At 51.6% G+C, this 11,377-nt stretch carries 11 protein-coding genes and 5 tRNA genes; 2 read left to right on the top strand and 14 right to left on the bottom strand.

All coding sequences use genetic code 11. From position 1 onward, the window contains the following. From PAT3040_RS23045 to PAT3040_RS22980, 14 genes are all read right to left on the bottom strand, one after another. On the bottom strand, nucleotides 1-618 hold a 618-nt coding region (locus tag PAT3040_RS23045), incomplete at its 3' end, for an MBL fold metallo-hydrolase (protein WP_108994540.1). A 128-nt stretch (nucleotides 619-746) separates the two neighbouring features. Next, entirely contained in the window at nucleotides 747-1,526 is a 780-nt protein-coding gene (locus tag PAT3040_RS23040; protein ID WP_108994539.1) for a YheC/YheD family protein, read from the bottom strand. 91 nt (nucleotides 1,527-1,617) lie between these two features. Then, complete coding sequence (hflC, locus tag PAT3040_RS23035; RefSeq protein ID WP_087570513.1) at nucleotides 1,618-2,484, bottom strand: protease modulator HflC; 867 nt, start codon at nucleotides 2,482-2,484, stop codon at nucleotides 1,618-1,620. After that, nucleotides 2,474-3,499 carry an FtsH protease activity modulator HflK gene (hflK, locus tag PAT3040_RS23030; RefSeq protein WP_246608744.1) on the bottom strand — a complete coding sequence of 342 codons (1,026 nt, stop codon included), beginning with the start codon at nucleotides 3,497-3,499 and terminating at the stop codon, nucleotides 2,474-2,476. The genes hflC and hflK overlap by 11 nt, the downstream gene beginning before the upstream one ends. Nucleotides 3,500-3,686: 187 nt before the next feature. Beyond that, complete coding sequence (locus PAT3040_RS23025) at nucleotides 3,687-4,619, bottom strand: SPFH domain-containing protein (RefSeq protein WP_087570512.1); 933 nt, start codon at nucleotides 4,617-4,619, stop codon at nucleotides 3,687-3,689. A 9-nt stretch (nucleotides 4,620-4,628) separates the two neighbouring features. After that, nucleotides 4,629-5,057, bottom strand: a complete 429-nt coding sequence (locus PAT3040_RS23020; RefSeq protein WP_087570511.1) for an NfeD family protein — start codon at nucleotides 5,055-5,057, stop codon at nucleotides 4,629-4,631. Nucleotides 5,058-5,243: 186 nt separating this feature from the next. Then, the gene (locus PAT3040_RS23015; protein WP_108994538.1) at nucleotides 5,244-6,239 is read right to left on the bottom strand and encodes a response regulator; all 996 of its coding nucleotides are present in this window, start codon (nucleotides 6,237-6,239) and stop codon (nucleotides 5,244-5,246) included. Next, nucleotides 6,217-9,219: a hybrid sensor histidine kinase/response regulator gene (locus tag PAT3040_RS23010; RefSeq protein ID WP_219930307.1), complete on the bottom strand. Its 3,003-nt coding sequence runs from the start codon at nucleotides 9,217-9,219 to the stop codon at nucleotides 6,217-6,219. The genes PAT3040_RS23015 and PAT3040_RS23010 overlap by 23 nt, the downstream gene beginning before the upstream one ends. A gap of 209 nt (nucleotides 9,220-9,428) precedes the next feature. After that, nucleotides 9,429-9,511: transfer RNA gene (locus PAT3040_RS23005), tRNA-Leu, on the bottom strand. A 57-nt stretch (nucleotides 9,512-9,568) separates the two neighbouring features. After that, nucleotides 9,569-9,644, bottom strand: a tRNA-Lys gene (locus PAT3040_RS23000). A 48-nt stretch (nucleotides 9,645-9,692) separates the two neighbouring features. Further along, a tRNA-Glu gene (locus PAT3040_RS22995) sits at nucleotides 9,693-9,767 on the bottom strand. Nucleotides 9,768-9,949: 182 nt separating this feature from the next. Further along, nucleotides 9,950-10,040, bottom strand: a tRNA-Ser gene (locus PAT3040_RS22990). A 6-nt stretch (nucleotides 10,041-10,046) separates the two neighbouring features. Next, nucleotides 10,047-10,122, bottom strand: a tRNA-Asn gene (locus PAT3040_RS22985). A gap of 34 nt (nucleotides 10,123-10,156) precedes the next feature. Further along, nucleotides 10,157-10,636: a SprT family protein gene (locus PAT3040_RS22980; protein WP_108994536.1), complete on the bottom strand. Its 480-nt coding sequence runs from the start codon at nucleotides 10,634-10,636 to the stop codon at nucleotides 10,157-10,159. Between the two features lie 106 nt (nucleotides 10,637-10,742). On the opposite strand from PAT3040_RS22980, the gene PAT3040_RS22975 reads away from it, so the two are divergent. Further along, nucleotides 10,743-11,105 (top strand): hydrolase/acyltransferase, encoded by a 363-nt coding sequence (locus PAT3040_RS22975; protein WP_108994535.1) that lies wholly within the window; start codon nucleotides 10,743-10,745, stop codon nucleotides 11,103-11,105. A 92-nt stretch (nucleotides 11,106-11,197) separates the two neighbouring features. After that, on the top strand, nucleotides 11,198-11,341 hold the full coding sequence (gene cmpA, locus PAT3040_RS22970) for a cortex morphogenetic protein CmpA (protein ID WP_087570506.1): 144 nt from the start codon (nucleotides 11,198-11,200) through the stop codon (nucleotides 11,339-11,341). Nucleotides 11,342-11,377: the final 36 nt, after the last annotated feature.

Below are 11,377 nucleotides of genomic sequence, written 5' to 3'. Positions count from 1 at the left end.
GGCGGGTTTACAACCCGCAAGCCGCTTGGCGGAAGCAAGACTAGCCTCGGCATTCCAAGTTGCCAAAGCGGGAAACGGGAAGGACCATCGCATGCGGCTTGTGACCGTTACCCCGCCTCGTGTATGGAATGCGTCTCCCGCGATAAGCAATCCCGTTCGTTCGTCGAGAAAGGCCATGGAGCCCGGCGTATGTCCACCTGCTGCTATTGCAAGCAGAGACCCGATCTTGTCGCCGTCTTGCAGCAGCACATCGGGTCTTGTCTTTACGGCCTTCGGAACGCCGCCCCGGATTGGCGTTTGAGGTTCGTCGGCCGCAAGCGACCTGTCTCCGGCCAGAAGACGCGAATCCCTCTCTGATATATATACGTCGATGTTTCCATCGCTCGCTTTGATCGCATCCAGCGCGCCGACATGATCATCATGCGCATGAGTGAGCACAATACGTTTGATTGGTTTACCCAGTTGATCCGCCGCATGAAGAATAGCCTTCGCATTGTTCGGCAATGCTGCGTCCACTAGTGTAAATCCGTCGTCTTCCTCTACCAGATAACAATTCACTGGGAACAGGTTAGGCAAGTAAGTCAGCTGTACGAATCCGTTTCCTTTAGTTATTCTCATAGGGTTGCCCTCCAATAAAACTAATGATATTAGTTTAACAATAAACTAATGACGTTAGTTTATCAACTCTTATTTTCCTGGCAATATAAAAACCGCGAACCTCCAGGTCCGCGGTTGTCAGCTTATATTCACTTGGCGTCATATCTGCCGTATGATGCGGCATATTCCTTTATTCGATCGTAGGCCGTTCGGTCGATCGCCTTAAAAGGGTGGAACTGCGGATGGTTGGAGTTGACCTCCAGTATCCACAACTTTCCGCCGCGATCTCTTGCGAAATCGATGCCCATCTCCCGCATGCCGGATTGTCTCGCGCTTAACGTCTTTGCGATCGTGATCGCCTCGGAGCGCAATTGCTCTTCCCGATAGTTGCTCTCCTGCGCATTCAGCCCAAGCCTCCTGTGAAGCTTCCGAAGCTTCCAGACAGCGCCGCCTTGATAATAGTTGGTGACGATCATGCCTTTGCCGCCCACTTTCACGATAAAGCCGGTACATGTCCATGCGCCTCCCGGCTTCCGCTGCACCATCGCACGTATATCGTACGGCTTGCCATCCACTTTATCCAGCTTGATTGCCTGCTGGACGATCAGCTTGCCGCGCCCTTTTGCCTTTAGATGGCGGTAAGCGGCTTCCAGCGTCCCAAAGCTTCTCGACCTCTGCGACTTGCTCGACGTTTCCTTTAGCAGGTAACCGCCGTTCTGCCGCGAGAGCTTAGATATCCCGATTCCAAGCGAACCTACATCCGGCTTGATATACAAGGAGTTATAGCGTTTGGCCAGTTTGCGCATATTCGCAAGACTATACGATTCCGTATCGGGTACCATGCGCCGGGTCGCGCTATTGTTCTCCAGATATCGGCATACTTTAAGTTTGCCCCTGATTCTACGACTAGCATATCTCTTAACAGACAATAGATTCACCTCATTATTACTGTATGAGGTGAATCTATGTTGGACTGTACGATGAACTATACGGATTTAACTATTTTCGCTAATGTTGCTCTTATTGTCCCAGCAGGATCTTCGCATAAGGCGAATCGATCGGCATCATAATAACCGGCTGGTTCTTCATGGTCACGATGTAGCTCTCCAGCGTTCTGTACAAATTGTAGAACTGCGGATCCTTGCCATACGCTTTGTTGTAGATAACCGCTGCTTCTTTTTCGCCTTCCGCAACGATTTTTTTGGCATCCGCCTCAGCCTGCGCCAATAGCTCGTTCGCGGTACGATCCGCCTTGGACGTCATTTTGCGCGACTCCTCGTCGCCCTCCGACAAGTATCTGGCCGCCATGGATTCGCGGTCCGAAATCATGCGGTTATATACGCTTTGTTTGTTTCCTTCGGGCAAATCCGTCCGTTTGATGCGTACGTCAACGATCTGGATGCCATAATCGTCGCGCTGCAATGTCGTAATCACATCGTTTGTGATTTCATCATTAATATTGCCTCTTTCGGTGTTCTCGCTAATGATGGCATCGTAATTCACTTCGGACAGCTTCCGTCTGACGGAGTTGTAGACCGCCTCGTCGATGCGCTGCGTTCCGCCGCTGACATTATGAACAGTCTTGATAAACTTCTCCGGATCCACGATACGCCAAATCGTATAGTTATCGACGATAATCGGCTTTTTGTCCTTCGTCAATATTTGGCCCGGGCTGCTTTCCATTGTCATCTGGTATTTGGGCAGCACGGTCGTATTCTCGATGAACGGGAGCTTGAAGTTAAGTCCAGGAGACTTCACCGTTCGGATCGCTTCGCCAAATCGGAGCACCACCTTGTATTCGCCTTCTTTGACGATAAACATGGAGCCCGCTCCGACGATAAGCAGCAGGATGACCGCCGCGATTATACTCCAATGTTTAGTTTTCATCCCCTGTAGCCTCCTTGCGAAGCAGTTCGTTCAGCGGCAAGTAATTAACCGTGTCGCCGTCGCCGTTTGTAATGAAAATTTGCGCGTTTGGCAATATTTTCTCCAGCGTTTCCAATATGAGACGGTTTTGCGTAACGCTAGGATTGCCAACATATTCGCTGAAAATCGCGTTGAATTTGGCCACGTCGCCTTCCGCGTTAAGAACGCGGGATTTTTTTTCCGCTTCCGCCTGCTCGATCAACGCTTGCGCCTCGCCGCGAGCTTTCGGAATCCGTTCATTCTCATATTTCATCGCAACGTTTATTTTTGTGTTTTTTTCCTCTCTGGCGTTGGTTACGGCCCGGAAGGCCTCTTCCACTTCGCCGCCGGGAGGTTCGATATCCTGGAATTTCAAGTCGATAATCTGGATGCCCGTCTCGTATTTATTTTGTAATTCGATCAGCTTCTCGCGTACAAGATCCTGAATCGCCGTTTTGCCGTCGGTGATCGCGTAATCCAGCTTCTGCGAGCCGATGACCGATCGGATCGATGCGCTTGCGGAATTGCGAAGGAACTGCTCGGGATCGCTAATATTATGCAAATAATTGCGGATATTGTGAATCTTCCAAGTGACTACGGCGTCGGCGGACACGATGTTCTCGTCTCCGGTAATCATCATGGCTTCGTCTTCGACCGGTGTAACCGTATTGCCTTTCTCGCGGTAGCCGATCGTAATACGCTGAGTCAGCTCGGCCGGCACAATGCGCACTTCCTGGATCGGACTCGGCCACTTAAAGTGCAGTCCGGACCCCGTCTCGTGCGTATATTTGCCAAATGTCAGCACGGCAGCCCGCTCTTGCTCCTGCACCGTATAAAAAGATGTTGATCCCAGATAAAACAATACGATAACCGCCACGATGCCGATTACAATATTTCTTACGGTTCCCGGCTTTATCTCCGGCGGCTTTCGATTCGGATTGGGAACCGGCGTCGGTCCAGCAGCACCGCCGCCGGGTTCCTGATTCATGAAGTTCATTCACTTTTCTCCCCTCGTATCTTAAAGTCATACAAACTAGTACGGCTCAAACCTCGAATGGTCACAGTTTTTTAAGCTTATTTTAAGGTTTGACCGATACAACTCTCTGTCGAACGTCAAGAAGCCGCTTCTCCAAGCCGTATAATTGCTCCGGCCTATCGAAACGGCTGCAGTCGGTACAGCTTGATTATTGCTTCTTGGTCTCCTTGAGCATCTCGCCGATTGCGCCGATGCTGCCCAGCGTCTCGACGGCTCTTGTCGGGATGAATACTTTGTTAGCAGGGCCTTTGGCGATTTCGCCAAGCGCTTCAAGTGATCGATACGTCAAGACCTGTTCGTCCAAGCCTGCCGAACGAATCATCTCGATCCGGCTTTTCTCGGCTTCGGCAATGGATTGAATCGCTTTCGCTTCGCCCATAGCTTCCAGCTCTTGCGCTTGACGTTGGCCTTCCGCTTGGCGGATGCGGGCTTCCTTCTCGCCTTCCGCCTTCAGAATTTTACTTTGCTTGTCGCCTTCCGCGCGCAAAATCATATCCTGCTTGGCCGCTTCGGCTTCCAAAACCATGGCGCGCTTGCTGCGCTCCGCCTTCATCTGTTTGTCCATCGCATCCTGAATATCGGCAGGCGGCTGGATGTCGATTACTTCTACGCGTTCGATCCGCACGCCCCACTTCTCGGTCGCTTCGTCCAGCGCAACGCGGATATCCGTCGAAATTTTTTCCCGTCCGGACAAAGTCTCGTCGAGCTCCATCTTGCCGATGATCTGACGCATCGTCGCCGTGCTGATGTTTCGTACGCCATAAACATAATCGGAGATGCCGTAAGTCGCTTGTTCCGGTCCGGTTACCTGGTAGAAGATAATCGTATCGATCTTAACCTGTACGTTATCTTTTGTAATAACGGTCTGCGGCGGCACGTTCGCCTGTTGAATGCGAAGATCGTGATACGTGCGCACGTGGTCGATGATCGGGATTAGAATATTGATGCCCGGCGTAAGCAGTCTGCTGAATTTACCGAGACGCTCCACGACGCCAACTCTTTGCTGCGGTATGATTTTAACGGATAATGCAATAAATACGACGGCCAATACGATTACAATTAAGGTTATTATCCATTCCATAATGATTCACTAACCTCCCCATTTGTTTACTTGCAGAAAAGCGCTTCCCCTATGGACCACGATAACCGTCTCGCCCTTGCCGATTTCTTCTTCCGACTTCGCGCTCCATGTCTCGCTGCCAACCTTTACGATGCCCGGCGCATCAGGATGGATATCCTCGACAACGGTCCCCTGCAAGCCGACTAAATCGTCCACCGCGTCCTTAAAGCCCTTGCCGTTGTGAAAACGCCGGGTCAGCGGCTTCGTGAACACGGTTAACACCAAAGCAACTACGCTTCCGACAATAACCTGCAGCAATATCGCCTCAGGAGCTGCGATAGCTACTACGGCGGCAGCAAGCGTTCCGATGCCAAGCCACAGCAGATAGAACGTTAATGTCAACATCTCAATCACGATCAGAGCACCCGCAGCGATTAACCAGATTAACCACCAATCCATCTCCGGTCCCCCCTCTTCAGAGCTAATGTATTCGTTATCGATGGTGCTAATTCCTCTTGTATCAAGCAAAAATGTCGAAAATGGTTCGTACTTTCTTCTTCTACGTCTCAAAACCACGCAAGTTCCAGTTGTCGCGCAAGCTTAAAGGGCCATCCTAAAGCTACTGTCTGCCAGCTCCAGCGTTTTTTACTCTTGAACCTGCTCCAGCTCCTCCAGCTTGCGCAGGAACAGTCCGCGAAGCGGCTCATCCGCCATCTCGGCAAGTGCTCTTAGACAATGTGCAGCCTCATCCCGCATCTTCTGGCGTCTTGCGATCGCCCACCCGTAATATTCCGTATCCAGGTAGTCGCCTCGATACAACGAAAGAATTTTCTCTCCCTGCTCCAACGTAATGAATTGAACGCGGTTGAATATCGCCATAAGCTCTGCGTAATCGCTGCCGATCCGGTCATCCGTCAGGAGCCAATATCTTTCGTCTCCGAAGCGGACGCAATCCTCGAATCCGATTTGCTTAAGAATCCTGCGCAAATTATAGATCGTCGTATGAAGCAGCGTTTGAGCGCGCTCCACCGGCACCTCCGGCCACAAATCATCCATGAGTCGAAGCCGGTATACCGGCTCTCCGCCCGCATGCCATAGATAGGCAAACAATTCCTTTGTTTTGCGCGTCCTCCAGGTAATCAACTGTCCGAGCGGGCCGTACAGCTCCATGCTGCCCATCACCTTAAGAACAAGCGAAGCGCCCCCGGCTTCATCCAGCCCGGTGCCTCCCTCTTCGGATTCGGACTCCTCCGCATGATCCGGGTACTGGCTCTCAGAGCCATATTTTTTCTTAAATCTCTCCAGCGTCTGCGACAATCGGACGGCGGACACCGGCTTTAGCAAATATCCGAACGCCCCCGTCTCGAATGCGTCTATCGCATACTCCTGATGAGCCGTAACGAATATGATTTGGGCAGTCGGGCAACGTTCGGCGATGGCTGAGGCAGCGCTCAACCCGCTAAGCCCCGGCATCTCGATATCCAGGAAAATAATATCAGGTCCTTGATCCTGCACATATTCGAGCGCCTCCAGCACATTTAAAAACTTGCCCGAGACCGTTACGCCGCCCTCTTGTTCAAGCAATATTTCCATAACATCAATCGCGATCTGCTCGTCATCAATCAGCATCGCTTTCAGCATCGAATCCCTCCGGTATGAGTAGCTCCATCTCCGTACCGATCCCCAATTCGCTTCTCATCACGATGGGTTGACCGAAGATTGTTTTCATTCTGTAATTTACGCTGGCAACGCCTACGCCGCCGAGCGAGCCTGCCCGCAGCCGCTCCAAGTCGTCCTTTTCGATGCCGACTCCATTATCGGCAACCGTTATCCGCACGCCTTCGCCCGAAGTCGCCGAGCTGATACGAATCGTTCCTCCTTCGGGCTTGGGCCCGATTCCATGTCTTACGGCATTCTCTACAATGGGTTGAAGCGACAAGGGCGGAAGCCATACATTTTTATGCCCCTGCAATTCGTATTGAACCTCCAGCCTGCTGCCGAAACGCAGCTGTTCGATCTCCAGATAAGCTCTTACCAGCTCCAGCTCATACTCCAGCGGGATCAGCTTCTTTTTGAAAACGAATGTAAATTTGGCTCGAAGATAGGTCGTTAAGTGATGAATGGTTTCGCGCAGCTTGTCCGTATCCTTATAACTTAATCCTACCAAAGCGTTCATGCTATTGTACAGAAAATGTGGCGTAATCTGGGCTTGCAAGAAGTCCATCTCACGCTTCACCGCTTGCTCCGAGGATTTCTTCATGGCGAGCAAGGATTGAATTCTCGCCTTCAGCACGGAGGGCTCGAACGGCTTATGAATAATATCGTTGGCGCCTTCGCGAAGCGCCGCGATGATGTCTTCCCGATGTCCGAGCGACGTCATCATAAGCACCGGGAGCTCGGCGAGACTATATCTGCTCCGAATCGCGGAGCACAGATCCAGTCCCGACACGACAGGCATGAGCAGATCAATGACGGCAAGATCCGGGCGTTTGGAGCCGCTCAGCCATTTCACGGCTTCCTCGCTGCTCCGCATCGCGACATGCGAGTAACCGAGCGATTGGACGACGTCGATCATCATTTTGAGGCTCGCGCCGTCATCATCGACGATAAGGATGGTAAACGGCGATTCCAACTCCTCTTTGCCAAGCGGCATAAAAAACAACTCTTCTTCCGCAGCCGCGCTTTCCGACTCGTAGAGCTGCTGCAATTCCATCTCCGGAGCCGCGACATTAAGCGTAAAGGAGAATACGGTGCCCTCTCCGGGGGCGGAGATGGCCTGCAGTTCGCTGCCATGCAGCTCGACCAGTTGCTTGACAAGGCGGATGCCAAGTCCGAAGCCGTCCGTTTCGTACAGCTCCCGCTCCTCCTGCGACAGCTTCGTGCCGAACAAGCGGTCGATATAAGCTTTCGGCATACCGGAGCCCGTATCCTCGATCGAGATGACGATAACGTCCTCTTGCGCGACGGCCCTGATGACGACATAACCCTCGGCCGTATATTTGAGCCCATTTTCGATCAGCGTATATAATATTTGGCGAAGCCTGTTTTCGTCAGCCATTACGAATGGCAGCCTATTGGGCAGCTCATCGCGGATTTCCACCCGATCGTTGATGGGGACGATTGCCAGTGAATTCAGGACGAAACGAACCATCATTGCTACGTCGACAGGCGCAAGCTTGAGATGGGTCTCTCCGTATTTGATCCGATTAAAATCCATCATATCGTCTACAAGCGTCGATAATCGGCGTCCGACCGCATGCAGCAGCTGAATATTTTCCCTATGGGGATCGAGCAGCGGATTTTTTTTGTCCTCCAGCAGCGATTGGGACAGGTGAATAATGCCATTTAGCGGCGTATGCAGCTCGCGCGACGTTTTTGCCAGGAACTCGTCCTTTTGCCGATTTTGCGCCATGAGACGTTTCGTTTGGCCTTCGCTCTTCTGGAAAGCCTGCTGGAAGCGGTCGCTCATCAGAAACGACTGAGAAAACACGAGCAGCAGCGGCGCTATGAGCATGGAGAAAGGATTGTCCAGCGCGAATTGATATCTGATTTGCCCGATAATCCAGGCAAGAACGAAGTAGGATCCGCCTAGCACGATATAGATCAAGCCTTTGCGGTTCTCCCGCCTTCCAAGCAGCAGCTCGCCCGCCACTACGCAGAATATGATGGCCTGCAGCACGATGTTGATATAGAACAGCATGGAGACGAAGGAGTTTGGCAACACCGCCTGCAGGCAGATGTAACTCACGCCGAATATTCGGAGTCCGCGGAACCATCTGGATTCTCGAATCCCCAGATACCGGTAGGCGTACATGGAGAACGAGAGGAACGATATAAAAGGAAGCATGATAAGCAGCTTCTGCAGCCATGCGAACGGGAAATCCGGCCAGAATGAGCCGAGAACGATTTCGTTATCGATCAAAGTAAACAAGCCGATCGCCAGGCAAAAAATGCTGAAATGCATAATATACGGTTCCTTGCGCCATCGCTTGGCCATTCCCGCATAATAAAGCCCGAACACCAGCATCGCGGATATGAGCAAAATATCGACTAAACGAGAGTTGTCCCTGCGCGCGATGACATCTTCCGTCAGACCGAATTCCGGCGGCTGCACAAGTCCGCCACGCAAATTATTGTAGCTCGCGACCTGGATCAGTATATCCATATAGCCCGATTTCGAAGCCGCCGTCGCGAAGACCGGCATATTGCTTGGCATGTATGTAGCTGCTTGATCGGAAGGCTGGCCGCTGCCCCCGGAGTCGTCGCCGCCGAAGTAGACATGATTGGACAACCTGATTTTTTTGCCGCGCAGGCTGAACACGTCATCCCTGCCGATCTTAACGACCAGCCTGTACGTGCCGTATCCCGCGCCATCCCTGCCTCCGCTGGACATGATGCCTTTCCAGTCCCCGGGCACCGCCATATATTTTCGCTGCTTGCCCAGCTCCTCCGGCCGTTCGTTAAAGTCCGCAGGCGTCAACAGCATTCCTTGATAGAACTCCCATTCTCCGCGCAGCAAAATAACGCCTCTCTCGGTAAAATCCCAATGAGAAGCGTCTAGTGCTCCTTTCTCGGCCACCGGCATGGCTTCCGGGTCTTGAAACCAGTTATAGACCGTCAACAATGATCCCACTGTCAACGTGATTATTAATATTAGTATGCTCAGTACGCGAATGTTCATAGTAGAGATTATAGCATATTGACGCGTTCCATAGCTGGTGTCTGTTAGATTTTTCAACCTTTTGTTCACAAGTTCTGGAGTCGCATAATTTCCTAGGCATCAAAAACAAAAAGAAAGAAGTCCTTGCTTCGCAAGGACTTCTTGTTGGATGCGGTAGAGAGGACTCGAACCTCCACGGGTATACACCCACTACCCCCTCAAGATAGCGTGTCTGCCATTCCACCACTACCGCATATTATAATTGATAACCGACCCTGACATGCCAGCGTTCTCCGAGGGATGAAGAAACTGGTGAGCCATGTAGGACTCGAACCTACGACACCCTGATTAAAAGTCAGGTGCTCTACCAACTGAGCTAATGGCTCTCATGAACGGAAACGACTCCACGCAAGAGCGCCTTCGTAAAAGGTTGATGGTGACCCGTAGGGGATTCGAACCCCTGTTACCTCCGTGAAAGGGAGGTGTCTTAACCCCTTGACCAACGGGCCACATGCTGCATTACCGCATACATTCGCTTTTTTGCGACAAGAGTTATTGTATCACCTTGTCTGCTCATTTGCAAGATTTAATTTCTTAATTTCTCAATCCGCGAGGACTTGAACAAAATAAAAAGACCGATTACGTCTCGGCCTCTCGATGCCATGCGATGAGTCCTTCGGCAAAAAGAATGTGGCGGAGAAGGAGGGATTCGAACCCTCGCACCACTTACGCAGTCTAACCCCTTAGCAGAGGGTCCCCTTGAGCCACTTGGGTACTTCTCCATGAACTGGCTCCCCGAACAGGACTCGAACCTGTGACAACTCGATTAACAGTCGAGTGCTCTACCGACTGAGCTATCAGGGAACATCAAAAATTAACAGTGACAAGTAATAATTTATCATGGCGTCCTGGACTTGTCAAGCGCTATCAATTTTAATTTTCCCCGGCATTTTCCGCAGGCGTAACGGTCGGGATCCAGCTTTCTTTTGCGCATGTATTCCATTCCGCAGCCGCCGCAGATCAGCTTGTACTTAAACGCGGCCGGCCCTATCCTTTTCCGCTCCGGCAAAGCCTGACAGTACCTGGAGCCGCCGACATGGGCGAGCAGCGTACGGAAGTCATGATCGCGATGCCGGTAACCACGCTTCATCAGGTGCAGATGGTAATGACAAAGCTCGTGCTTGATGATGCGCTCCGTCTCTTCCTCCCCGTACGCGGCAAGTTGATGCGGACTGATCTCAATATGATGGGTATGGGTGAAGTAACGTCCTCCCGTTGCCTTAAGCCGTCCATTAAACGTCGCCTTGTGCCGGAACGGCCTGCCGAAGCTCTCCAGCGAGACGCGCTCTACCCATTGCTGCAACGTATTGTTATCCATGCATACAACCTCCTTGACTACTTGAATTTTAACGCGGCTATAGGCTACACTGTCAAGTAGGAACGCCGTGCGAACGGCAACTGACCGAGGGGAGATCACGGAACTTATGGCTATCATGAGATATGTGTTAATGAAACAGGAAGAGAACATCAGCTTTGTCGAGATGCCGGCATCGCATGCTTATCAGCTTAGCGCGCTGAATTTGCGCCTGCATAAGGAGATCGACAAGCTGACGGCCGACCAGGTGCCCGTCCTGCCTTATACGGTAGCGGAATGCGATAATGTGGAGCTGCATGATTCTTCCATCAAGATCGTATCCGGACTGGACTATCTTAATAGTCTGGAAAAGGAGTTTGCCGGAGTACAGGAGAAGTCCTACCCGCTGATTTCGCTTCTGACCGAAATACGCGCGCTGCAAGCTCAGTTGGAGCAATGGTACGAGGAGTACGAAGAAGAGCAGCTTGGCTAACCTGACTCGATATCGGTTGGACCTGCACGGATATTCGCCTATTGCCATATGTTTATAGAACAACAGGCGATACCGGGAGGAGGGCGATGCGCATGCCACAGTGGCTGTGCAACCAACTGATGCGCGCATTTCAACAGAAGGACCGCAGGCAGATCAAGCTGCTGAACGATTGCTGGTATTTCTACCGAACCAAACAAGGACATAAAGAACATGGCAGCGGTACCGTTATCCAATGAATCTGCCTGTCGTCCATAATTCGAGAAAACCCGGCT

Origin of the sequence: Paenibacillus agaridevorans (assembly GCF_003112455.1) — a bacterium.
GTDB lineage: Bacteria > Bacillota > Bacilli > Paenibacillales > Paenibacillaceae > Pristimantibacillus > Pristimantibacillus agaridevorans.
The sequence above is the reverse complement of the archived record's forward strand: the minus strand, read 5'-3'. Positions and strand labels throughout refer to the sequence as shown.

Bases quoted from the DNA above. Each gene is read 5' to 3' on its own strand.
- hflC (WP_087570513.1), bottom strand. From the start codon at position 2,484: ATGAAAACTAAACATTGGAGTATAATCGCGGCGGTCATCCTGCTGCTT.
- hflK (WP_246608744.1), bottom strand. From the start codon at position 3,499: ATGAACTTCATGAATCAGGAACCCGGCGGCGGTGCTGCTGGACCGACG.
- PAT3040_RS23025 (WP_087570512.1), bottom strand. From the start codon at position 4,619: ATGGAATGGATAATAACCTTAATTGTAATCGTATTGGCCGTCGTATTT.
- PAT3040_RS23020 (WP_087570511.1), bottom strand. From the start codon at position 5,057: ATGGATTGGTGGTTAATCTGGTTAATCGCTGCGGGTGCTCTGATCGTG.
- PAT3040_RS23015 (WP_108994538.1), bottom strand. From the start codon at position 6,239: ATGCTGAAAGCGATGCTGATTGATGACGAGCAGATCGCGATTGATGTT.
- PAT3040_RS22980 (WP_108994536.1), bottom strand. From the start codon at position 10,636: ATGGATAACAATACGTTGCAGCAATGGGTAGAGCGCGTCTCGCTGGAG.
- PAT3040_RS22975 (WP_108994535.1), top strand. From the start codon at position 10,743: ATGGCTATCATGAGATATGTGTTAATGAAACAGGAAGAGAACATCAGC.
- cmpA (WP_087570506.1), top strand. From the start codon at position 11,198: ATGCCACAGTGGCTGTGCAACCAACTGATGCGCGCATTTCAACAGAAG.